Origin of the sequence: Paenibacillus sp. B2(2019) (genome assembly GCF_008370385.1) — a bacterium.
In the GTDB taxonomy this organism is placed as follows: Bacteria; Bacillota; Bacilli; order Paenibacillales; family Paenibacillaceae; genus Paenibacillus_AQ.
Genome location: NZ_VTZR01000024.1, coordinates 688813 through 713669, shown reverse-complemented (window position 1 = coordinate 713669; position 24857 = coordinate 688813). Strand labels below are relative to the sequence as shown.

Genomic DNA, 24857 nt, shown 5'->3' with positions numbered 1-24857 from the left:
TCAACCATCCTTTCTAAAGCGGTATCCGAGCCCCCATACAGTCTCAATCCAATGCGGGTTAGAGGCGTCCTCTTCAATCTTCTCTCTTAGCTTACGCACGTGAACATCTACTGTCTTTGGATCACCAATAAAATCCTCACCCCAGACCAGGTTCATTAATTCATTCCTAGATAGTGCTGTATCCGGATGCTCTAAAAAGGTCTTCATCAACTGGAATTCCTTCGGGGTTAATTCAATAATGTCATCGTGCTTAAACATCTTGTTCGAGTTCAAATCCAGGCGAATCGGTCCAGCTTGAAGGATAGTTTTTTGCGGTTTTAAAGCTGTTTCTGTACGACGCAATATCGCTTTGATCCGTGCCACCAGTTCTAATGGATTAAAAGGTTTCACAATGTAATCGTCGGCACCAATTTCAAGGCCATTGATTTTATCCAGATCTTGTCCTCGTGCTGTTAAAAAAATGATAATGACCCCAGGGTCCTGCTCTCTTAGCTTCCGGCAGATCTCAAACCCATTTAAATCCGGCAACATGATGTCCAGAACAATAACATCTGGCCGGTTCGTCTCAAAGCTCTGCAATGCTGCTTCTCCACAAGCAGCCTCACTAACCACAAACCCATTATTCGTTAAATTGATAGCTATAAACCGTCTAATATTATCGTCATCTTCCACAATAAGTACTTGATTGCGTTCTACAGTGTTCATGCTCTTCACCCCTATAACCCAGTATTCAAACATGCAAAAAAAAAACAAAAAAACTCTCCCAGTAAAGAGAGAGTCTTGTCTCAGATCCCTGTAATTAAATCACAAGTGGATATTACTCTATATCGCTATGCTTGTCAAAAATCTAATCCAAATACACAGCCTTACCCGTTTGTGCAGATTCATAAATCGCTTCTAATATTTGCGAAACAACATAAGCCTGTTCAGGTGTTACAACCGGGTCTTTATCCTGTTCAATAGCCTCGATCCACTTTCTTAATTCGATGTCAGGTGCACTTTCTGCTTTTCCTTCATAGTAAGCAACGCCGCCTGCCCCAAGCTCAATTTTATTGGTGTACAGCTTGCTGAATTTCTCTCCATTAATTCTAAGTCCGTCCTTCATATCTGCGCCTGCTTCAGTCCCGCTCAAGCTGCATTTCGCTTCATGCACATCCAGAGAATTGAGTGCCCAGCTCGCTTCCAGCATAATTGTGGCGCCATTCTCCATTACGACCATCCCAAAGGCTGAGTCCTCTACGGTGAACTTTTTAGGGTCCCAAGGTCCCCAAGCGTTGGCGGCCTCTTCTTTTTGAGACAGTTCGTGATATTTAGTGCCCAGCACGACTTTTGGTTTATAGTTATCCATCATCCACAGCGTTAGATCCAGCGCATGGGTTCCGATATCGATCAGAGGTCCTCCACCTTGCTTCTCTTCATCGAGGAATACTCCCCATGTCGGTACCGCTCTCCGTCTGATGGCATGTGCTTTTGCAAAATAGATATGACCAAGCTCCCCGGACTCACATGCTTTTTTCAAATATAAGCTGTCTTCTCTGTAGCGGTTGTCATATCCAATGGTTAGTTTCTTGCCTGTACGTTTCGCTGCTTCCACCATTCGTTTGGCATCTGCTGCCGTTTTGGCCATTGGTTTTTCGCACATAACATGTTTTCCTGCTTCAAGGGCTGCAATTGAAATTTCTGCATGAGCATCATTCGGCGTAAGCACATGAATAATATCAATCGAATGATCTTTTAATAGTTCTGTGTAATCCGTATATACAGCAGCTTCGCTAGTACCGTATTTCTCCGCTGCTTCTTCAGCACGTTCTTTAATAATGTCACAAAAAGCTACGATCTCCACTTTACTTTGCTTGCTCAAACTTGGAAGATGCTTGCCATTCGCAATTCCACCACATCCAATAATTCCTACGCGAAACACTTTACTCATATCTTTCACCCTCACTTCTAATTAGTTTGTTTTGTATTTCGATAAGTTGCTGGAGTCATGCCTAACCGCTTGCGGAAGACAATATGCAAATATGTAGCATTCGTAAACCCTTCCGTTTGAGCGATTTGTTCGATCGGACAATTGCTTTCTTCAAGCTTACGGCAGACCGCTTTCAACCTTATATCCTCAAGCGCCCTACTGAAAGATTGATCGGCGTTAACTTGTTTAAACACTCGCTGCAGCTGCCTTGAACTAATATTCAGCTTCTCAGCAACATTCTCCAAGGTAACAGCTCCTGAATAATTAGCTTCCATATATTGAATGGCGTATTGGTACCGATAAGTTGACATATCTCTAACAGGTGCTTCTGTTCGAATTCCACCTGCATCATACGCTCTTACTGCCTTTAATAAAATGCTGATTACGAGATGTTTAATGGAAGTGTAATATCCCGTTAGTTTACCTTCACAAGCTTCATAGGCTTCAAGAAAACATTTCATAACGCTGTGATAATCTTGCGCTGGAACTAGTGGTAGCTGCTTTAGCTTCTGAACACAGGTCTCAGCCTCCGCAACCTCCCAAGGATCAACCTCCTCTCTGATCTTCTCTTTGATGTCCACATGTAGACACAGTTCTTCCATAGAATCATCTGGATCCGCCTCTTGGCGGTGCATGACACCCGGTCCGGTTAAATAAAACATTCCCTCAGACAAGGGGTATTTTAAATCGCCAAGAGTCACTTCTCCCTTTCCTCTTGGAATAAAATGAAATTCGAATTCAGAATGATTATGGAAATCTATGACTCTTCCCGGCGGAAAAGAGGTCAAATGAAATCTAAGAACTGTTATCTCGTAATGTCCCCATTGGATTGAAATATCCAATCTTTCGAGCATATCATGCTTCTCAAACATCATCTCATATGGAAAGTTACTCAATGTTAAATCCTCCTAACAGGTGGAGACCGGTTAAGCGTCTAGATCTGCTAACCGAATCATACGAGCTTCTTTAGCAGAACGATTCGCCGCTTCCATTAATCTCGTAAGCTCCACAGCAATTTGAACATTCTCGGTGGCGAAAGTATCCTTTTGGATATGATTAACCCACTGATGGAATGCGCTTTCACGATTAGCATGTAGTGCTACTTCTTTCCATCCTTCCTCTTTGTCAGCGGATTTGTTACTTCTAAGAAGAAGCTTATCCTCTGGTGTTCCGTAAAGAAGAGTTCCCTCGGTTCCATGTACCTCGATGGTAAACGGCGAATGACTATTCACGAAACCAGCCTCGACCACACCAATTGCTCCTGAATCCGTAAATAATGTTACCACTGCATTATCTTCTACTTCCTTGCCCGTTACATAACCAAAATTAGCACTTACACCGGTCACATCTTGACCTAAGAAAAGCTTCGTCAAATACATAGGATGACAGCCCAGATCAATCAAAGCTCCGCCACCACATTGTTCCAAGCTATAGAAATGATCGGGAAGCCAGTTTTCTGTAGCCCCATTATGAGATAAGCGAACTCTAACGTAAGTAATCTCTCCGAGCAGTTCTTGACTTAGAACTTCTTGAATCGTTAATGCGTATCCATCATTTAGACGTGGCAAGGATACGGTCAGCTTCACCTCGTTCTCTTCCACTGTGCTTATGATCTCTTCAACTTCTTTATGTGTGGGGGCAATTACTTTTTCCGTAAAAATATGTTTGCCCGCTTTAGCCGCAGCAACAATTACATCTCTGTGCACATTGGTCGGCGCATCCACTATGACGGCATCTATATCCTCTTGCGCAAGCAGGTCATCCAGTGATTCGAAAAAAGGAACATTTAAGCTTTCGGCAGCTTTTTTCCCACGCTCTGCATCTTCATCCCAAACTGCAGCCAATACAGTATCCTCATGTTCTTGAGCTTGCTTCGTATAGTCCCAAGCATGTACATGCCAATAGCTAATCTTACCAATTCTAATCGTCATTTGCTTGTGCCTCCCGTATATATGTTATTCTGACATCTACTAATAAAATATCACAGAACAAAACCCTTTATTAGTAGGAAAATGCGACATCTAATATATAATATTACGACACGTTCGTTTCATATGATGTACAATTTCCATTTAATCACTTCTTACATTACACAACCAAACCATATGATCGGAATCGGGTCCCCAATAATCTTTTACTACCTTATAAGGCTCCCCAAATTTACGCTGCCACTTGATTTGTGCGCGTTTATAGCCACTGTCCAAACAAAATTGCTCGATCCCTTGTTCGTTTAGAAATTTCATCATTTTCTTAATTAATGCCGAACCAATCCCTTGCCCCTGATAGCTTGGCAACACGTATAAACTCCCCAATTCCCCCAAATGATCCAACTGATGTTCTGCACAGATTTGAATAGTCTCACCACAGGGACCATAGGAAATCGTACCCACAACCTTCCCATTGATTTTAGCGATAAAGAAATAAATATCCGAGTTTGCCTGTTCCAGTGAAGATAGCGCCTTTTGCTTTTTATGATCGGTTTCACTTTGTATATCCTCTAGTAAGTGACCTAATCCTTCTTTGTTAAAGGCATCCGATATTGATTCTTCAAATACCCGGCATGTAGATACATAATCGCCCTCAGTGAGTGTACTAATAGTTAAATGTTTTGTCTCATTCATTATGTTGATCTCCTCTGCAATAATGTACTATAAACAATCAAGTTATGAGGTTTATATTCATAAGACAACTTTTACTGGAGGTCATCATGAATATAATTTCCTTTTTTCTCTATTGCATTGTAGTTACATGTTCACCCGGTCCTGCCAATATTGTTATTCTTTCTTCCGTGCAACATTCAGGGGCTAAGAAAACCATGCGGTATGTATACGGGGCTACGATGGCTTTTGGTCTATTGCTTATCCTTTCTACCTTGATGAATCGTGTTCTGGTGGAGGTCATCCCAAATATCCTGATCATTATGCAAGTCGTCGGAAGTATATATATGCTCTATCTTGCTTATAAAATCTTTAAAATGGGTGCTATGGAAGATCAGCCTAATCCAAATGCCAATTTTCGGTCGGGTTTACTTATGCAACTTGTGAATCCTAAAGTGCTCTTATTTACTTTAACAGTCATTCCCAGCTATGTAATGCCATTCTATACTTCTTCTCTCACCTTATTTATGTTTGTTATAATTATAACTGTGATCGGATTTTTTGCTTTTACGACATGGGTTGTATTTGGGGCAATCTTCAGAGCATTTCTGCAAAATCACCAAAAAGTTCTAAATACTCTGATGGCACTATTTTTAGTATACTCTGCCATTATGATATCGGGAATCCTATAAGTCGTGGAGGTTAAGAGCGTGGAGAAATTCAACTATAAAAAGTCAGCAGATATCCTAACATTGTCAGCTAGCATGAGTGATTTCACTTATAAAAAACATTGCCATGAGGAATACGCAATCGGTGTCACCTTACGTGGCATTCAGCAATATAACCTTGATGGTAGCTTGCAATCCTCTCATAAAAATGGCGTAATGCTATTTAATCCCGAGCAAACGCATGACGGCAATTCATATGATAAAGCAGGTATTGATTATGTCATGCTATATATCAAGCCAACCTTGATACAAGAGATCCTTGGAAAAAAAGAACTCCGCTTCGCCTCTCCCATCCTATACGATGACAAATTGGCACAGTGCATATTAGCGCTAAGTCATGCCATCCAGAATGGCAAAGAGGAGTCCTTGTGCAATGAGCTGTTGTTAAACCTGGTTCATCTAGTATCTAATACTGAACTAGTTACAGAGCACAGGATAAATAATAAATTTGTCAAAAAAGCAAAGGAAATGATGTACTGCAGTTTAGAACATGTCCTGAAACTAGATGATCTCTGTAAAGAGTTTGGACTTTCCAAATATCAATTTATCCGAGAGTTTAAGACACATACAGGAATATCACCTTATCAATTTTTCTTAAATTGCAAGGTAGAGCATGCCAAGCAATCCATTGAGAAAACTAAGGATATCTATGCCGCTGTAGTAGATTGTGGATTTGTGGATTTAACTCATTTGAACCGGCATTTTAAAAGCGTGTTTGGCATAACCGCACATGAATACAGGTTACAACTGCATTGAGCAGAAGTAACCTGTATTCATCATGATTTATGAAATTTGACCATTCACCATTGTCCAGCACACTTTAAATTCATCATCCAAGAGGACCAGATCAGCATCAAAGCCGGATGTTATTGTCCCCTTTTGTTGAAGTCCAAGAATATTGGCCGGCGTAGTTGAAGCCATCTTTACGGCGTCTATCAATGGAATTCCAGTTTCGACAGTATAACGTAAAGCTTCATTCATAGTCACTGTGCTTGAAGCTAGCGTTCCATCCTTCAGTCTCGCTACCCCCTCGGATACCGTAACATGATGGCCTCCAAACATATAATCCCCATCACCTAATCCCATAGCTTGCAGTGCATCTGTAATCAAGACCATTCCTTCTGGTCCTTTCAAGGTATGCATTAATCGAATAATTGCAGGGTGCAGATGGACGTTGTCCACAATCGCTTGAAGACTTACATGCTTCTCTTCAAAAGCAGCCACAATTACCCCTGGATCTCGATGATGGATAGGACGCATGCCATTAAAACAATGCGTAACATGACTTGCCCCCGACGCAAAGGCTCTTTTAGCTTCTTCATATGTGGCATCCGAATGAGCGATGGCTATAACTACACCCTTTTCTTTCAAAAAGGAAATGAGCTCCATCCCTCCCGGCAACTCCGGAGCGATTGTAACCATCTTAATGAGTGAACCCGCTTCTTCAAAAATCAGGTTCATTTCCTCTAAGTTGGGATGGCGTAGATACTTTTCGTTTTGCATTCCTTTTCGCTTCGGGTTCAAGTAAGGTCCTTCTAAATGAATACCTGCGATCTTTGCGCCCACTTCATGTCCGATCACACGCTTGACACTACGAATCATTTCTAAAAGATCTTCTAGCGTGGAACTCACAGAGGTAGCCAAAAATGAGGTACAGCCAGATGAAGCACAAGCACTTGAGACCTCTTGAATACTCTTTTCCGTACCGTCCATCATATCGAAGCCATTGGCGCCATGAATATGAACATCTATCATCCCGGGTACTAATAAATGGCCACCACCATCGATCCGTTCATATTGTCCCTCTGGAATCGAAAGATCCTCTGTATCTATCTTTATGATTTTCCCTTCAGAAATCCATACATTAGCCGCTGGGACAATACGATTCTGAAGCGCCACTTGTACATTTTGCAGAATATAAGACATAAATATCCTCCTCTGTTTCGTTATCAGTCTTGCTCTCGAGCCTCTTCAGTTTCTTCTGGACATTCAATTACTGTGATGTTCTTCTGATCTAGAATTTCTCTGATCTCACTTGGGAGTTCCCGATCGGTAATTAGAATGTCAACGAACTCAAAGTCTAGACGGAAAAATGATTTTCCAATAAATTTGGTGTGATCAGCCACTAAGATGACTTGATCTGATCTTCGGGCCATTTCTCTCTTCACCCGCACATCTTCTTCATATGGATAGTAGAGTCCATCAGCACGGATCGCGGATGCTCCAATAAAGGCTTTATCAGCACGGATTTCACTAAGTTTATCGATAATAGAAGGGCCATATAACAGGCGGTTTTTCACATTCAAGTAACCACCAAGAACATAAATTTGCAGATCCTCCCGCTGTGACAAGATCCCTACGTTATCAATCGAGTGCGTAACAACCGTAATATCCTTCGCACTGATCTGTTCTGCTACAAATTGCACGGTGGTAGATACATCTAAAATCACAGTCTCATGATCTTGGATAAGCTGCGCTGCAGCCTTCCCTATCCTCTGCTTACTCTCAGATTCATCGATCAATCGATCCTGATAAGATAACAATTCTTTTTGTAACTCAGGTAACGATACCCCTCCATGCGTTCGGATCACAACACCTTCTTGTACTAATCTAACAATATCCCTACGTGCGGTATCTCTGGATACATCAAATTGCGTACAGATCTCTTGAACACTCATCGATTGGTGTTGTTTCAAATATTCGAGTATTTTTAACAATCTCTCCTCTTGAAACATCATGTATGCACCTCCTAAAGTCATCATAAGTTATTAAGTAAGTATTTGCAAGTATTAAATAAGTAATTATAAGTATATGTAAGTATTTTTCGCAACTTATCTTCATTGATATTCGCAAAAAAGACGTTAGCCAGATGAATGTACATCCGTTAACGTCCTTCAATTCACTTCATAGTGCGATTCCAACTCTTTTGGATCTTTCGAATAAAAACGATTTGCCCTACGTGATACGCGTTATGTGTTGTCACATTGCCTATTACTTCCCACCACTGACTGCCTTGGAATTCTTGAACATTGGCATCCAATTGTTCCTTTGTAATCAGTTCCTGCCAACATAAAAGAACTTCTAAGAGTTGTTGTTGAAGCTCTTGGAACGTTACTCCTTCTGCAACGACAAAGGTATTATTGTTATCCACTGAAGGAACCGCATGGACACTCTTTTCTTTATACCTTGTTTGCCAAGTTTCATTCCAGTAGAGCAGATGCTGCACTATCTCAGCAATACTATTGCTTTCTTCCGTTACTTTCCAAAATGCTTCTTCTTCGCTTAAGTCTTTTACGGCTACCTCAAAGGGCACATACCAACTTGGATCATTCGCATTAGCTAGCAACTGGTTAGCCAGAACATCATATGCATGAAACATTCTTACTTCACCTCATTATTTAGATCATTATCAGCAAATCAAGTGCCGCAGAAGGTTCGATATGGACGTGCTGATTCCTCAGGTAGTGCCGAGTATTCATCCTGTTCAGGGGAATAAGCGTAAGGATTGGAAAGAGCTTTAAGCAATCGCTCCATCACACTGTAATCTTCCTGTTGTACTGCCGCTTGGAGTGCTTCTTCTACCCTGTGGTTCCGCGGAATGATCGCAGGATTACTATTGCGCATTAGCTGCAGCGAAACCTCTTTCGATTGCAGCTGTCTGCTAAGTCTAGCCTGCCATAACTCATGCCACTTCGTAAATTCCGCTGCACCAAACAGAGCAATTTCTTCCAGCTTCTCTAAAGTTAGGGCACGGAAGGTATTGGTATAGTCTGCCCGATATTTCTGCATCAAATCTAGCAGATCCTCAATTAGCGCTACATCCTCTACCTCTTCGTTGAAGATTCCGAGCTTCGCCCTCATACCTGAGAGCCAGTGATGGTAAGACCGCTCTTTAAAATCTGCAATTTCCTCTTCAGCGAGCTGAATCGCCTGTTCTTGATCATCAGCCAGCAATGGCAGGAGAGTCTCCGCGAATCTCGCGAGATTCCAAGAGGCAATACCCGGTTGATTGCCATAGGCATAACGACCCTGCTGGTCAATGGAACTGAATACCGTTTCTGGATGATACACATCCATGAAGGCGCAAGGACCATAATCAATCGTTTCTCCGCTAAGCGCCATGTTGTCGGTGTTCATTACTCCGTGAATAAATCCTACCAGCTGCCACTTGGCAATTAATTCAGCCTGACGTCCAATCACTTCCCGAAGCAGGAAAAGATAACGATTCTCCTGAGAAATAGCTTCCGGATAATGTCTTTGTAATGTGTAATCTGCCAGAGTACGGACATCCTCAACAGTACCCCACGCTGCAACATATTGAAAGGTGCCCACCCGTAGATGACTTGCAGCAACTCGGGTCAGAATAGCACCAGGCTGCTCTGTTTCTCGAATGATCGTTTCTCCAGTAGTTACCACTGCCAAGCTGCGAGTGGTAGGAATACCCAAACCATGCATGGCTTCGCTGATGATATATTCACGAAGCATCGGTCCAAGTCCGGCTCGGCCATCGCCACCACGAGAATATGGTGTTCTTCCCGCGCCCTTAAGCTGAATGTCTACGCGTTCACCTTGGGGTGTGATCTGCTCACCAATCAGCGCAGCTCGGCCGTCACCTAACATGGTAAAATGTCCGAATTGATGTCCAGCATACGCTTGAGCAAGCGTTACAGTACCTTCAGGGACTTCATTGCCTGTAAGATTCTGAACACCCTCCTTACTATGTAGTGCTGTGCTATTCAGCCCTAAGGTAGTAGCCAATGGTTCATTTAAAATAACTAACTCCGGCTTATGCACAGGAGTTGGTTTGATCCTTGTAAACATGGATTCCGGCAGATGAGCATAACTGTTCTCAAAGTTCCATCCTATATCTATCTTCTCCGTCATAATATCTCCTTTTTATACCATCAGTCTATGCCTTTATGATCTCAGAATAAGTTATGTTAAAATTTAATGCAAATCTTCGCAATGACAAATACCCTTACTGAATAGATAAAAAGACCGCCCAGTCTCCTGCCATTCATGTAGGGAACCGGACGGTCTTAAATTATGATGTTCTAACCTGTTATTACCTTAAAGGAAGCTAATTCGCTCCGCCTTTGGAGAGCATGATATTTAAGATGGTCTTGTCAGTATCCGCCAGACCTTCCTGAACCAGCCGCTCCATGTTGCGGATAGTGTCTTCCACCTCTTCGAAAATAACTCCATCCTTGGTCGTAGGAGCAATATTGTTCATAGCCAGTGTGGCTGCCTGAATCGCCGTATTGGTGGAGGTAGATATCTTCAGCGCACAGGTTGAATTTGCACCGTCGCAAATCATACCTGATAAAGAGGCTATCGTATTCTGTATCCCATGCTTGATCTGCTCAAGAGTGCCATCCATGAGATAAATGATCCCGCTATTCGCTCCAACTCCACCTGCAATTCCTGAACCACATAAAGGCGACAACCGACCGATATAATGCTTGATATGCACAGTGACCAGATTACTTAGTGCAAGCGCCCGAGCTAGCGTCTCTTCATCCTTGCCGAGTAATTCCGCCAATGATATAACTGGAAGCGTACAGGCGATGCCTTGATTACCGCTGCCCGCTGTTGTCATCACAGGCATTGCACTGCCATCCATACGAGCATCTGAAGCCGCAGCAGTAGCCGCTATTATTTTGTTCGCTACATCATTGCCGAACAAATTCACAGCAGATTGCTGATTCATCTTCTTCCCTACTTGCAACCCATAATCGCCTCGGAGTCCCTCTTCGGAAATCGCTTTATTCATCCGAGCGCCTTCCAAGAGGAAGCTAAGGTCTGAAAATGGAGCCGTAGTTATAAACTCGAATATCCGATCTACAGAGCCTTCATAAGCTTCAGTATCAGAAAGTCCAGGCTTGCCACAATCTGCTTTAGACTTCTTAGGTGTCACTTTTTTCCCGTCCAGAGCCAGATATTCTATATTAGTGTGTTCTTTAGCAAGGATGGCAGTCGCTGTATGATTCTCTGTCTTCACCTGTGCTTCAATATATAATTTCTCAGGAGTGTCCATTATCTCCACTTTTAGCAGCTTTCGATCAAGCAGGTCATTTGCCAGCTTTAGCTCATCCTGAGTCAGGCCTGATAGGATTTCCAGCTCCTTGTGCGAACGTCCGACCACCGCACCAAGGGCTGCTGCGATAGGCAGACCTGTCTGGCCTGTTCCAGGGATACCCACTCCCATTGCATTTTTAATAATATTACCACTGAGATGCAGCTGAATCCCCGTTATTTCTTCCTCGAGAAGCTCTGCCGCCAAGGAGACGGCATACGCAACTGCGATCGGCTCTGTGCAGCCTTCTGCCGGTACGACTTCCTTGTGCAAAATTTCCAATAAGTTGCCCATGTATGCTTTTCCCCCTTCTCTCTCCCACTTGGAGTCATTTCTATATAGTAACGCAGAGTGAAGTTTCAGGGAATCCTTTTTCCTTTTTCTTCTCTAGAAGCTTCTGCTAGATCAACATCTTACATGCTTGCGTTTAAAACCAAGCCGAGCTTTGTCGACTGCTTTTTGAATATTTGCGTACGCGTGAATCAATTTACTCTTTGCCTTATTCTTGTCAACTTCAATTGGCCCTACAGTTCTTGCGGTTTCACTGGCCTTATCATGAAGTGGCAAATAAGATACGGCCACTGTGTACATGAAGTTGTTCATTGCGTATTGGGTACGTTCTGGAGAATCATGAATCGTATTTTCCACCATCTCAAGCATACCAGCAAGCTTGCTTTCGGAAAACTCAACATCCGGCCGACTGCCAAGCAGCCAGCAGTAACAGCTCCAGCCCGCTGACATTCTCAGCTCTTCACCACTCGCGATCCATTTATCGGCAACTTGTTGTGCAATATCCGCTTCTGCCAAGGTTACTGCCACTACAAAGTCGGACAGCATATAAAAATAAGCCGCATCCATCCATCGGTCATAATCCGCTTCCGTCATTGCATTGGGATCAGCAATGATGCCGGCAAAATACATGGCATCATAGTTCCCTGTCGCGTAAAGTTCCTCAGCCAATGGCTGATTTATTTTGGTTTTCTTGAAGATTGGTTTCATTGCTCCGGTAGCCACGCCAAATAACGGTTCCTTTGCTCCATTAGACATATATATTTTCTTGGTTCGTTCCTTGCCAAGCGCTTCCAGCTCCTGCATGACCATCTCTAAATCCACTATTTAACACTTCCCTTTTCAAAGTTCTTTCCCAAGCTATCTTAGGTTTGTACTAGTTAAAGAAAGTGTACTGTATGGGTTTCCTTGTCGCAAGTTAAGTTTCCGAAGGAATCCTTATGGGTGCGCAAATAACCACCTATATTATTAGGTGGTTATTACCTCAACCTTTTACAGAACCGATTGTAATTCCAGCAACGATCTTTCTGGACACAAGAAGATAAAGTATAAACGTGGGCAGAAACACCAGAAGTGATGCAGCAAAAATACCCGAGTAATTACCAGTATTCGTATATCCTACTACGATGGATTGATGAGCTAATGCTATTGGATGTCGATTCAATGAATAAAATAACGAAAACAATGGAATCGAGATTAGTAGCCCCGGAACAGATAATGCCGAGATAAACATTAAATCAACTAACCGTTTCCCACTAAACTGAATTCGTCCCAAGTCGCAGGTGCTTTTGTTATACCTGCTTTCTCATGTTAAAACGGTCCTTCGAACAAGCGCTTGGGCAACGGCTCGCACTGTGCCTGCCTGCAGCAAACCTCGGCCAGCACCGTACAGCGCATGCATAACGAGGCACTTCCGAAGCGAAAGAAACCAACAAAACACAACTGTCTTGAATATTGAACTTCATTAGCCATTACAAAGGCAAGAACCTATACAAGTAATTCCGCATATGCTGGATCATCTAAAAAATTATCGTTTACTTAGGTAATAGCCGTATTCAAGTGGACGAGAGTATATGGCTCTTCGGGATATAGGAAGCCCATCATAAAGGCTCTTTTGTGGCATACCGTTAACTTCAATGATCCAAATATGTCCTTCCAAGTCAATGACCAAATCTACACTAACCTCACATAGATGGATGCCGGAATCCAACTCAAGGATCTCTGCTGTTCGTAAACTTAAGTTATAGAAGGTATTCATCATATCCCTAACGGATTTTGCCGGGTATAGCTTCTTCAACACATCCATCGTTAGGCAGGCTCTTTCGTATATGCTTGTATTGAAACAGCCTGCGTATGATACTCGACTGATAACATTAGTAGTGGACCAAAGACCATTTTTATTTTTTTGTACAAGCACCCTGATATCAAAAGTGCGGTTGTTAAGATTATTGGTAAATATCCCCTTTTGAATTAAATGGGGGACTTGACCTACAAACCGTTCGGATTCGGTAAGTAACTGACTTATAGATCCTACGATAATGCTGGGCATAACATAGTGGTTAGAAATATGCAGTTCTCCAGTATCACGCTGTTCGATTCGATAAACGCCTTTTCCCATATGGCCGTGGCAGGGCTTCAAAAAAACCAATTTATGAAGGTGAATCATTTGTTCCAAGTTATCGTTACTGTAAGGCAATGTATCGGGGACATGAGGACTTAGCCAACGATTTATAGCCTGATGAATCTCCAACTTGTCAAATTGGTTAATTTGATTGAAACACTTGTTCCTTCCAATAATCTGCTCCAACCGATCAATAGTCTCCATCTCTGAATTGTAACAACGGTTATAAATCACCTTCGGAAATGAAAAGCTACCCGTTTCCCACTTCATATTACGAAGATGAAGGCCTCTAATACATCTATGCTCCCAATCAATATCAGTTGGGGAAAAACTGAACATCCTTAATTTTGAAAAATGATGATTCTTCATGTAATTTTTTAAAGTCACCTTCCGTTGCCTGGCGTTAGTAACCATAATACCTAGTGTTTCAACATTCTTCATCTTGATCCCCTTTCTGCATGAAATGGTTTCCTTGATGTAGGATATGTGAATTCAGCTAATATGCATGGGACATCAACATAGTAGGCAATATTATCAAGTCATTTGACTACTGACACACATCTATTTTTACGGAATACATTGTAGGCAGGGTGAGATATACCCACTATTCAAAGGAGTGTGTGTTATGGGAAGATTACCAGGACCACCAGGACCACCAGGGCCACAAGGACCACAAGGTCCTGCAGGAGTGCAAGGACCCATTGGGCCTACAGGAAAGCAGGGACCTCCAGGACCGCAAGGTGCCGCAGGACAGCAAGGTGCCGCAGGACCGCAAGGACCCGCAGGACCGCAAGGACCCGCAGGACCGCAAGGACCCGCAGGACCGCAAGGACCTCCAGGACCGCAAGGACCTACAGGACCGCAAGGTGCCGCAGGACCGCAAGGACCCGCAGGACAGCAAGGTGCCATTGGGGCCACAGGACCGCAAGGACCAGCAGGGGTGCAAGGCCCTATTGGACCTACAGGACCACAAGGCCCGGCTGGAACGCCAGGACTCTTTATTGAATTTGCTTGTGCTGAGTTCGCTGGAATCGTTCTTACCACTGCTGCCCCAGTAGCCGATTTGGCCACAGTTAATATAACTGTAGATAAACCCGGCAACATTGTCTGGCTTACCGCCTATGCCACGTGGACTCCGTCTGCTGCTAGTCCTACCATTTCATTTACTATCCTTCGGGATGGCGTGACTCTATTGTGTACAGCAAGTGACACTCCCGTATCTGCCAACAGCCCGATTACAACGGCACTGACATGCTGTGATATGGGACCTCCTGTTGGGCAACATAGTTACACCTTAAGAGCAACAGGAACGATTCCTGGAGAAGGTAATATTACCATTACAATTAACGAAGGAACATTAACAGCGACTGAGATTAATACCTGATTTTTAGTTCGATAAAGAGAGCAGGTGGTCGGAACCGTCAGCTCTCTTTATAATATATTTATAGACTTTGAGCAAATAATATCTCCTGAGTTCGCCCAAGCTTACAAAAGGGCGCCGCATTCGGCTGTTTAATCTGCCCGAACCCAAAAAAAAGATACCGTTCACAGTTACTATGGAATGGTATCTTTTTTTTCAATAGAAATAGCCATGACATTACTTACTACGCTTTCCGATTCATAAACTTCTCCAAGCTCTCACGGGTTGGCAGGCCAGGCCATCCATGTCGCCGGGAGTCATCACCGTCAATGCCCTGATCGCATTGCCGCGCTTGACGGTCTCAGCTACAGTAAGCTTTTCCAGCAGTCCGCTTATGCCGCCAACGGCAAAACCATCCCCGGCGCCTACCGTATCAATCACCCCATCGACCTTATAACCTACTGAATACCTCCTAATTGGTTATCAATATCTCTTTGGAGGAAAAAATTTAATGCCTATACTTAATGAAGTTATTTCCACGTTCAACAAATATCTCGATGGAAATGTAGATACTCCTGTATTTCAGCATTTTACTCACTCCGTTTTGGCGAGTAGCGAATCACAGGTTGAGGTTTTATTCAAAACCCGCATTCAAGGCAAATGATTTTAAAACCATGGCATTTCACTTCATTAATACACTTAAATTAATCATTTACGTACACTAAAGTTAGATTCACATCGTTAAACCTCCTAATAACAGATAATCTGAAGTAAGTATTCAACGGTGTAGAATTTAGCCCTTTCACATTAGTACAGGGTCTCGCATGATATAGGAATCTCTCCCTCGTCCCCCTAATATAGTTTAGGAAGAAGGGCGGGATGCACATGGGTACCAAAAATGATCAAGAGCAAAGGGCTATCTTTCTAGCTGCTATCTGCGGACAGACCTATGCGCAGTTCTCAAATAAAGATGGTTCGTTCGTCGTTCCATTAGATTATCAGATCGTGGATACGATTGAAGCAAGATCCATCAGCGAGGTGTGGGAACGCTTTGGATTTATTTTGGAATCTCCACAAGAGATTATCATTGCCTTCCGAGGAACCAGCTCCACAACCGATTGGATGTCAAACATTATGGCCTCACAAGAGAGATTCAATTACATTAAAGAAGATACCCTTACCCACCGCGGTTTCACGAATATCTACTCATCAGCGCGCGATGGGATTATCTCTACACTCGCTAAGTTATCTCCCGATAAGACCTTATACATTACTGGTCACAGTCTTGGCGGAGCACTCGCCACTTTATGTGCTATTGATCTTGCGGCCAACACCTCGCACATCTCACCTATTCTGTTCACCTATGGTTCACCACGTGTAGGCGATCCGAACTTCGTTAATGCTTTTAAACAATATGTCCGCAAGAGTTACCGTTATGCCAATCTCTTTGATGTTGTTACCTACGCGCCTCCACATGTATACAGGCTACCTAAACGGGAAACGAAGTACTATTACAGTCATGTCCACACTTTTTTATCACTGTCATTTCAGAATGGATCGGCAAGTGGTAATCATATGATCAGCTACTATTTCACAGAGCTCTCCAAGCTTCAACCGCAATACTCCGAGGAACTTTGTCTAACGAACCCTGGATTCTGTCCAGTTGTAAATAACCCCATCATAAGCGCATCAATTCCACCAACTGCACCTCATGTGGAGACAACTTACTAATTAACGAATAGGTGCTCGTTATTTCGACTTGTTCAAAGGTCAGTTGCGGGCAGCTCGCTTGCTTCAAATAATTAAGGGTGTCAGCATCTATAGGATGAGGCGCCCCCATTCGTACCCACAGGTCGAAAACGCTTCCATTTCGTCTGTTAATTGTATGTCTTTTGATCGTATACGAGCCTGGATGAATATCTGTAAGCTCCAACGTCAACTCTATGTCTCCAACTTCTTCGAACACATCGTATCTATTCGTGCGATTAATGAGCGAGGCATCACCTTTTTGGTACAATGAATCGATATGCGCGTAAGCATACATCAACACCTGCAGCCCCATATCACTACTAGTAATGTAATATCCTTTCCCTTGATGAATGAATTGGCGGCCTAATTTTGCAAGCAGTTTAAACGCGTAGAAGGATGGCTTTGGTATCCCGTTATATGTCATCAGCCCCAAACCTCCATGAAACGTTTCCGACGACATTTTGAACTCCTCTAGCAAATCCGTAGCCGTCCAATAACCAAAACTATGGAGACCATCCATATTTTTCAGTACATTTTTCACGATATAGGCTGCCTTAAAGCATGTATCATTCACTAAATCACGGTGAGAGCCTGTGGCATTCCATTCTGTCATATGCAGTTCAGGAACATCACTTCCCATAGCTTCCGATACGGTTTTCTTCAATTTAATAATGACTCGCGATAAATATTCTGTATCCGCTGAAAGCTCTATTGTCTGAAACCACACATCCGGATTCTCTTCATAATCCACCTGAATCACTTGAGTTGATCTTAACGATTCATCATACGGATAACTGTGAAAGGATATAAAATCAGGCTTTACGCCTCGTCTGCACACATCATTCATAAACCTTGTCAGCCAATCTGACTGCATTAACGTAAGAGATAAAACACCTGGCCCCCCTACACGTAGCTCAGAATCTATGGATTTGATGGTTTGAAATGTTGATATGAACAGCTCACAGTAAGCTTCATAAGTATCTGGCCAAAAAATATGGATTTCCGGTTCGTTCCACACCTCGAAATACCACTGCCTCACTTCATGAATGCCATATCTATGGATGTAATGCGTAATAAACTGATGAATCATCTGATTCCACTTACCGAGGTCCTTAGGACTACCCACCAAGCTCTTTTTATAAAAAACAGAAGTAGCTCCCTCTCCCGCAAGCTGGCGTGGTAAAAAAGAAAGCTCTAAAAACGGTTTCAATCCAGAGCACAGTAAAAAATCAAATAATGAATCGCTATAAGCAAAGTTTAAGCTCACTTCTCCCCGCTCATTCTCGCCATAAATCATCATCTCATCATCAAAAATACCGTGAAACCGTATATACTGAAACCCAATCTCCTGTTGCATTTGCTTGATATGTCTTTGTACCTCTGCAAACAATACCTCTTTGGCCTTTCCCACCGTCATGAGCTTCTTCCAAGTATGCGCAAGCTCCTTGCTTTGGTTAGACTTTACCGAAATCTCATGGGTCTGCTTATGTATATGAAGGGCAACTGGTAGATTGGAAGTAGCTGATAAATTCTTGTTAGGCAGATATTTGAATAGCGACTCAAACGCCTGTGTGGGATTCATGTCAAAGTAGTTAAACTGGGCCACACTGCTTTTCTGAAATGAACTGCGTCCGTCCAAGACGGTCTTCCGGTATTCTCCAGGCGTCTGTCGATAGAACTCTTTAAACACCGCATTAAAGGATTTCAGGTTGGGAAACCCATGATCATGAGCGATCTGTGTGATAGATAGATTGGTAAGCGTCAAATCTTTTACAGCTTTATCCAAACGCACCGCATTCACATATTTGGTAAAGGAAGTACCCATATACTCTTTGAAAAAACGCGACAAATACGGAACGGTCAAATACTCCTGAAGGGCCAACTGCTGGATGTTAATTGCCCGATTGTAGTTCTCTTTGACATAAGAGGTAATTCGCAATAGCCGTTCACGATGCTTATCATCATGTTTCTCAGGACTTTGGTCTTGTTCACGAAATCCTTGCATAAGTAAATAAGTTAAATTAAGAAGACAGGACTGTATGCGTAGATGATACCCTTGTGGGCGCTTATTGTGGAGCAGCATCATCTCAGCCAGCAATGTACGAAGTTCATCAAACTTAGATTGTTCTTCATAGCTAGCAGCCGCAGAATTACAATCGAATAACATTCTTTCGATCTGAGGTTCAATCAGAAGTAAATAAGAAACTGGAATTTGCAGCGCTAGCACCAAATTATTCTCTTCAGCTTTAATCGCATGAATTTCATTAGCATTAATCAAGAACAAATCTTCTTCATTTAACTCTCTAAATCTGTCTTTTGTGAAAAGTTCAAGTTTCCCCTTGAGTACGAATAATATTTCAATGCTATCATGCCAATGATTCGGGACCTGATGGGTACTGTGCAAAAACATGTGGACCGGAAGATGATCATCCATCTCAATATTTTCGTAGGTGTAGCTTTGCAACTAGCACCCTCCTCTCACTCTCTCAATATATGTCTTATGTCCTATTATATTATAAAAAAAGCGATTGAATAGAACTATCCTATTCAATCGCTTGATACTATTACAGATCTCTATGAATTCTAATTATAGTTGTGTATCCCAATAGCCACAAAACGGATCCACAGGATTAACTCCTTTAAAGGAGGAACGCCCCACAAGCTTCTCAATCAGTGCATCTACCACATAATTACTTGGTGAATAGGCATTAATGAACGTTGGTATACGCGGGACGTCGATCAAATGATAAGGATTTGCTACAGAAATGAACATCGTTGGCATTTCTTGAATAAACCATGGCATGTCTGCCCCAAATGGAGGTGCCCAATTAATCCGTACAACGGTTTGATTACTGTGTGTCTCCAGATTTGAGATATAGACCGCAGCATCATAGTGATCCGTTAACGCTTTTACACCTCCGAACATGGCACTGAAATCAACTTCACTCTTATTAAAGAGCGTTACCTCGAATCCTTCCTCTTTTAGCTTGGAAATGAAGTACGGTGCAATATCTGCCCCTCCGAATAATCCTTCCTCGCCTCCTAGTGTGAATACCAGTAGACGTTTGTGACTCTCAGGACTAATGGGGAGCATCTCCTGTGTATCCTTCACTAATGTAACTGACTCATCTGCACATTCCTGAGCCCAACGCACATGCTCTTCGCAAGCAAGGACGGAAAGGGCTTCTTTTTCTGGAACGAGCGTGCCTTGTTGTTTCTTCTTATGAAGTCCCAGCGCAGCTTTCACTGCAAGAATACGAGTCACTGCTTCGTTCACGCGCTCCTCCGTCAGAATGCCGGTCTCAATTCCTTTCATCATATAGGCAAAGTCTTCTTCTAAACTCTTGTTAAAGAGGAACATATCACAACCCGCAGCGATGGATGTCGGAACCGCTAGCTCCCGCTTCATTGCCATCGTGAATCCCGCCATTGGCGTAGCATCTGTAGTAATTAATCCATTAAAGCCGAGCTTGTTACGCAATAAATCATTTAAAAGCTCAGGAGCTAACGTTGCAGGCATAATCTCCAAATCTGTAATCCCCGGACGTAATTCTCTAGAATAGGCGGGATGAGCGATATGCCCTACCATAACCGTATGTGCGCCAGCTTCTATACAATCCGCATATACCTTCCCAAAGGTTGCATCCCACTCTTCCACTGAAAGTGAGTTAATAGAGGTCAACAAATGCTGGTCCCTTTCGTCAACGCCATCTCCAGGGAAGTGTTTAATAGATACCGCCATGCCATGATCTTGAATCGTTTCGGTATAAGCCTTGCTCATGCGAGCTACTCTCTGCGGATCAGAACCGAATGTTCTAACATTGGTTATCGGATTACGGAAATTATAGTCGATATCGAGAATGGGTGCGAAAGCCCAGTTACAGCCTACAGCACCACCCTCCCGCGCGGCAATGATACCAAGTTTACGAGCCATTTCGGTATTATCCGTCGCCGCCACTTGCAGCTGCTTGCCGAAGAAAGTACCCTCTGCCGCAGAACCATTACCTCCTGCTTCAAGATTAGCTGCAATTAGCAGCGGAATATCCGATGTATCCTGCAAGTAGCGATGTGTTTCTTGCACCATCTCTCCTGGACCGGGACGGAACATAATCCCGCCAATCTTAATCCCTTGTGTCAAAAGTGCCAGCTGCGTCTTATCATCGGTGAACCCGATCGGGCAAAATAACTGCCCGACCTTGCCCGCCAAATCCAGAGAGGCTAAGGTTTGTTCTACCCATTTAATTCCCTTATCATCTAGATGAAACGGTTTAGCTTTCAAATCTATCATGTCTTTTATCTCACTCTCCCAGATTTATTTATTGGAATTCAATAGTTTAATCAGCTCATCTAACCCTTGTTCCGTCATAGCACCTTGACTGAACATAACCATTGCACGAATCGGCATGTTGCGCATCATCTCGATCATCATATCCGAGCCATCTTGAAGCATGGGCATCATCTCACCAGCTTGTGACAGCATGGCTTGAATAATAGCAGCAGCCTGTGGATCTCTCATAAGATCACCTATAGTTGAATTACGGGTATAGGATTTAGCGAGGGATACAGTTGATTCAACAACCACAGACTCAACAAGCAGGATCTCTTGGGAGGAGGCTCCCACCAAAATTTCAAATTCACCGGTTTCCACATGCCAATCTTTCAGCTTCACGTTATAATAAGCAAACGCTCTGCTATCAAGCGTAAAGCTTACCTGCTTCGTTTCCCCAGGCTGCAGATCTACCTTCGCGAAGCCCTTTAACTCCTTCTCTGGCCGCACCACATTACTGAGTACGTCTTTGACATATAGCTGTACAACTTCTTTGCCTTGCATAGCGCCAGTATTGGTAACTTTCACGCTTACTTGCAGCGTGTCAGTATCTTTCAAAGAGTGCGAACTTACCGAAAGATCAGAGTATGCAAATGTTGTATAGCTGAGACCATAACCAAACGGGAATAAAGGTGAAATTCGCTTAGCATCGTAGTAGCGGTATCCTACAAACAATCCTTCCTTGTATTCAACGGTATCTCCTTCGCCAGAGAAATTTAAGTAGGAAGGATTATGTTCCAGCTGCAAAGGGAAGGTCTCTGCCAGCTTACCTGATGGGCTTACGTTTCCGAATAACAGATCGGAGATGGCACCACCAAGCGCTTGCCCACCTAGATAACCCTCAAGCACAGCTTTGACGTTGCTGATCCAAGGCATTTCAATGGCCGATCCGTTACTCAGCACAACGACAGTGTTAGGCTGAACATCAGCGACTGCTTCGATCAAGCGGATCTGACTCTCTGGAATACGAAGATGAGTCCGGTCGTAGCCTTCAGACTCATAGCGCTCTGGCAATCCGACGAACACAATCGCCGTATCTGCTTGTGAAGCGGCTTCTATGGCTTGCCCAATAAGTTCCAGACTCGGCTCATCGCTATCAGAAACGTAACCTTGAGAATAACTCAATTTCGCATATGAACCCGCTTCTTCTAGAAGGCTGTAATATATATCATCCAACCTAGTTGGCTTGATATGTGAGCTTCCACCACCTTGGTAACGTGGATTACGGGCAAAATCACCGATCACAGCATAGGAGCCTTCACGTTTCAGAGGAAGAAGACCATCCTCATTTTTGAGTAGCACCATACTTTCTCTGGCAGCAACTCTAGCTAATTGGTGATGTGCCTCAGGATCATAAGAAGCATTTTCTTTGTCATTCTCAACAGCTTTGAAAATAATAGAAAGCAAGCGACCCACCGCACGATCCAGTGCTGCTTCAGATAATGTTCCGCTCTGAACCGCATCGATAATCTTCTGATCACCTGCACCATTACTTGATGGCATTTCTAGCTCCAAACCTGCAGCTAAGCCTTTAGCTCGCTCATTCACCGCACCCCAGTCAGAAACTACGAACCCTTCATGTCCCCATTCTTCTTTTAATATATCCGTGAGTAAATACGGATTCTCTGAAGCATACTCACCGTTCACCTGATTGTAGGAGCACATAACGGTCCATGGCTGCGCTTTTTTCACCACGCTTTCGAAGCTCGCCAAATAGATTTCCCTTAGTGTACGCTCATCTACAATTGCATCTACAGACATACGCCGATGCTCTTGATTATTTGCAGCAAAGTGTTTTAACGAAGTTCCTACGCCTTGGCTCTGAACGCCTTCAATATGGCCTATTGCCATCTCGGAGGATAAATACGGATCTTCAGAGAAATATTCAAAATTGCGGCCGCATAAGGGTGAACGTTTAATATTAGCTCCAGGCCCCAGTAAAATAGAGACATCTTCTGCCTGACACTCTTCCCCAATGGCTGCGCCTACCTGCTTGATTAGCTCCCGGTCCCAAGAGCAAGCCATTCCAGCTCCTGCCGGAAAACAAGTAGAAGGGACACTATCGAATATACCCAAATGATCATTCCCAGCTTTTTGCTTACGCAGACCATGTGGACCATCTGTCATCATGATGGATGGAATACCTAGTCGTTCGACGGCTTTTGTCTGCCAGAAATCTAGTCCTGAGCAAAGACCTGCTTTTTCCTCTAAAGTCATTTGTGCAATAATTTCTTGAATGTTAAGTACCATGTTCATTTCACTCCTTATGAATGACTAGTTTCTTTACATAGCGATAGAAGAATTGCGACGTTCCTCGAGTTCACGCATCATAACGGGTTGATCCTTGTCAAGACGATAGAACAACAGCAAAGTAATCATAATAATTTGGCCAATAATCGGTGCCCACAAATAGTTAAATGAAATCGCAGCTAATGCGGATTCTGACTGCGCCGTGGAGTTAGCTACATAACCACCCATCGACAATATCACCCCACCAAGTGCTCCACCGAGTCCCATCCCCACCTTAACACCAAAACTAGCAGCTGAATAAAGTAGGCCTTGTGCCCGAACACCTGATTTCCACTCCCCATAATCAACCGTGTCGGCCATCATTGCAAAAATCAGACCTGCTCCTACTCCCATGCCAAGCCCGCTTATAAGAAGCCCTGCCAACAGCACCGGAACAGAAAGGGCATTCCCCCCAGTAATTGCAATAAGGTAGCCAATGATAGAAACCACTGATCCCATAATAATTGTGTTCCTTTTCCCAATTTTCTTCACTACAAAAGGAGCGATCACCATCGAAAATATCATCAATAATTGCATGGAATTCACGATAGGAATGAGTTCAGGCTTTTTCATATAATAGGTCATATAATAAATGCTGGTCTGTCCTTGTATCGATGTTGTGATCCACAAGAACAAGCTCATCAGAAGCATGATCAACCAAGGTACATTGCCTTTGAGCGCTTTAACACCTTCTCGCATCGGAAGCGGTTTTTCATCAATGGCTTTTACGCGTTCTTTAGTGTTCGCAAACATGTTTAGAAACAGCAGCAGTGCAATGCTTGAGAACAAGATCATGGTGACCAGAAAACCCTTTGCTTGATCGCCACCACCAAAAGCTTTCACAAGCGGCATCGTTCCAGCACTAACTGTAACAACCCCAATCACGGCGAATATCATACGAACCGTATTGATCACTGTACGTTCATTAGAATTACTAGTCAGACTTGGCAGGATTGCAGACAGTGGTAGATTAATACCGGAATACATAATACCGAGCACGGTGTACGAAATGTATGCGTATACAAGTTTGCCCGTATCACCAAAATCCGGCGTCAAAAACATAAGTACTGCAGTCAAGCTGAAAGGAACAGCAAGCCAAAGAAAATAGGGTCTGCATTTCCCCCACTTTGTTTGCGTGCGGTCAATCATGACACCAATGAACGGCTCGACGATCGCGTCGATTACCCGTGCAACAAGAAATACCACAGCTACCGCACCAGGGTTCAGACCAAACACATCCGTATAGAAGTACATGAGGTAAAGTGTTGTCATCTGGAAAATCAGATTTGACGCGGTATCGCCTAGCCCATAACTAATTCGCTCTCTCCATGGCATTTGATTTTCATTCATAC

Annotated in this window: 22 protein-coding genes and 1 pseudogene; 5 read left to right on the top strand and 18 right to left on the bottom strand. The window is 43.3% G+C overall.

All coding sequences use genetic code 11. From position 1 onward, the window contains the following. From PAENI_RS24525 to PAENI_RS24505, 5 genes are all read right to left on the bottom strand, one after another. Positions 1-705: a response regulator transcription factor gene (locus tag PAENI_RS24525; protein ID WP_149646977.1), complete on the bottom strand. Its 705-nt coding sequence runs from the start codon at positions 703-705 to the stop codon at positions 1-3. A 142-nt stretch (positions 706-847) separates the two neighbouring features. Continuing rightward, the gene (locus PAENI_RS24520) at positions 848-1930 is read right to left on the bottom strand and encodes a Gfo/Idh/MocA family protein (RefSeq protein ID WP_149646976.1); all 1083 of its coding nucleotides are present in this window, start codon (positions 1928-1930) and stop codon (positions 848-850) included. Between the two features lie 17 nt (positions 1931-1947). Next, on the bottom strand, positions 1948-2865 hold the full coding sequence (locus tag PAENI_RS24515; protein WP_262495710.1) for a helix-turn-helix domain-containing protein: 918 nt from the start codon (positions 2863-2865) through the stop codon (positions 1948-1950). Between the two features lie 30 nt (positions 2866-2895). After that, positions 2896-3900, bottom strand: coding sequence for a Gfo/Idh/MocA family protein (locus PAENI_RS24510; RefSeq protein WP_149646975.1), 1005 nt, complete (start codon positions 3898-3900; stop codon positions 2896-2898). Between the two features lie 141 nt (positions 3901-4041). Beyond that, on the bottom strand, positions 4042-4590 hold the full coding sequence (locus tag PAENI_RS24505; protein ID WP_149646974.1) for a GNAT family N-acetyltransferase: 549 nt from the start codon (positions 4588-4590) through the stop codon (positions 4042-4044). An 86-nt stretch (positions 4591-4676) separates the two neighbouring features. On the opposite strand from PAENI_RS24505, the gene PAENI_RS24500 reads away from it, so the two are divergent. Then, positions 4677-5258, top strand: coding sequence for a LysE family translocator (locus PAENI_RS24500; protein WP_042189721.1), 582 nt, complete (start codon positions 4677-4679; stop codon positions 5256-5258). Between the two features lie 18 nt (positions 5259-5276). Next, positions 5277-6050 (top strand): AraC family transcriptional regulator, encoded by a 774-nt coding sequence (locus PAENI_RS24495; protein WP_149646973.1) that lies wholly within the window; start codon positions 5277-5279, stop codon positions 6048-6050. 27 nt (positions 6051-6077) lie between these two features. On the opposite strand, the gene nagA is transcribed toward PAENI_RS24495, so the two are convergent. The 8 genes from nagA to PAENI_RS24455 all read right to left on the bottom strand — a co-directional run bounded on the left by nagA (position 6078) and on the right by PAENI_RS24455 (position 14221). Continuing rightward, on the bottom strand, positions 6078-7220 hold the full coding sequence (gene nagA / locus PAENI_RS24490) for an N-acetylglucosamine-6-phosphate deacetylase (protein WP_149646972.1): 1143 nt from the start codon (positions 7218-7220) through the stop codon (positions 6078-6080). Between the two features lie 23 nt (positions 7221-7243). After that, on the bottom strand, positions 7244-8029 hold the full coding sequence (locus PAENI_RS24485) for a DeoR/GlpR family DNA-binding transcription regulator (protein WP_081382852.1): 786 nt from the start codon (positions 8027-8029) through the stop codon (positions 7244-7246). 164 nt (positions 8030-8193) lie between these two features. Continuing rightward, complete coding sequence (locus PAENI_RS24480; RefSeq protein ID WP_149646971.1) at positions 8194-8673, bottom strand: DinB family protein; 480 nt, start codon at positions 8671-8673, stop codon at positions 8194-8196. Between the two features lie 38 nt (positions 8674-8711). Next, on the bottom strand, positions 8712-10178 hold the full coding sequence (locus PAENI_RS24475; protein ID WP_149646970.1) for a protein adenylyltransferase SelO: 1467 nt from the start codon (positions 10176-10178) through the stop codon (positions 8712-8714). Positions 10179-10374: 196 nt separating this feature from the next. Further along, a complete protein-coding gene (locus PAENI_RS24470; RefSeq protein ID WP_076299336.1) occupies positions 10375-11664 on the bottom strand; it encodes an L-cysteine desulfidase family protein in 1290 nt (429 codons plus the stop codon). A 111-nt stretch (positions 11665-11775) separates the two neighbouring features. Beyond that, positions 11776-12483, bottom strand: a complete 708-nt coding sequence (locus PAENI_RS24465; protein WP_149646969.1) for a DNA alkylation repair protein — start codon at positions 12481-12483, stop codon at positions 11776-11778. 160 nt (positions 12484-12643) lie between these two features. Continuing rightward, complete coding sequence (locus tag PAENI_RS24460; RefSeq protein ID WP_149646968.1) at positions 12644-12934, bottom strand: hypothetical protein; 291 nt, start codon at positions 12932-12934, stop codon at positions 12644-12646. 252 nt (positions 12935-13186) lie between these two features. Further along, positions 13187-14221 carry a YheC/YheD family protein gene (locus PAENI_RS24455; RefSeq protein ID WP_149646967.1) on the bottom strand — a complete coding sequence of 345 codons (1035 nt, stop codon included), beginning with the start codon at positions 14219-14221 and terminating at the stop codon, positions 13187-13189. A gap of 184 nt (positions 14222-14405) precedes the next feature. Here PAENI_RS24455 and PAENI_RS24450 point away from each other — a divergent pair, with 184 nt between their 5' ends. Next, positions 14406-15164: a collagen-like domain-containing protein gene (locus PAENI_RS24450; RefSeq protein ID WP_149646966.1), complete on the top strand. Its 759-nt coding sequence runs from the start codon at positions 14406-14408 to the stop codon at positions 15162-15164. A 234-nt stretch (positions 15165-15398) separates the two neighbouring features. Here the strand turns inward: PAENI_RS24450 and PAENI_RS24445 are convergent. Continuing rightward, a pseudogene (locus PAENI_RS24445) lies at positions 15399-15608 on the bottom strand (PfkB family carbohydrate kinase); the annotation flags it as partial. A gap of 43 nt (positions 15609-15651) precedes the next feature. Here PAENI_RS24445 and PAENI_RS31985 point away from each other — a divergent pair. Together PAENI_RS31985 and PAENI_RS24440 are read left to right on the top strand one after the other, a co-directional pair. Next, on the top strand, positions 15652-15804 hold the full coding sequence (locus PAENI_RS31985) for a hypothetical protein (RefSeq protein WP_188114667.1): 153 nt from the start codon (positions 15652-15654) through the stop codon (positions 15802-15804). 221 nt (positions 15805-16025) lie between these two features. Then, complete coding sequence (locus PAENI_RS24440) at positions 16026-16871, top strand: lipase family protein (RefSeq protein ID WP_188114666.1); 846 nt, start codon at positions 16026-16028, stop codon at positions 16869-16871. Here PAENI_RS24440 and PAENI_RS24435 read toward each other — a convergent pair. The 4 genes from PAENI_RS24435 to PAENI_RS24420 all read right to left on the bottom strand — a co-directional run bounded on the left by PAENI_RS24435 (position 16819) and on the right by PAENI_RS24420 (position 24855). After that, complete coding sequence (locus PAENI_RS24435) at positions 16819-19353, bottom strand: GH39 family glycosyl hydrolase (RefSeq protein WP_149646964.1); 2535 nt, start codon at positions 19351-19353, stop codon at positions 16819-16821. The genes PAENI_RS24440 and PAENI_RS24435 overlap by 53 nt on opposite strands. 123 nt (positions 19354-19476) lie before the next feature. Then, positions 19477-21177: a glycoside hydrolase family 3 protein gene (locus PAENI_RS24430; protein WP_149646963.1), complete on the bottom strand. Its 1701-nt coding sequence runs from the start codon at positions 21175-21177 to the stop codon at positions 19477-19479. Positions 21178-21201: 24 nt separating this feature from the next. Further along, positions 21202-23466 (bottom strand): beta-glucosidase family protein, encoded by a 2265-nt coding sequence (locus PAENI_RS24425; protein WP_149646962.1) that lies wholly within the window; start codon positions 23464-23466, stop codon positions 21202-21204. 33 nt (positions 23467-23499) lie between these two features. Beyond that, the gene (locus PAENI_RS24420) at positions 23500-24855 is read right to left on the bottom strand and encodes an MFS transporter (RefSeq protein ID WP_076286555.1); all 1356 of its coding nucleotides are present in this window, start codon (positions 24853-24855) and stop codon (positions 23500-23502) included. Between the last annotated feature and the right edge of the window lie 2 nt (positions 24856-24857).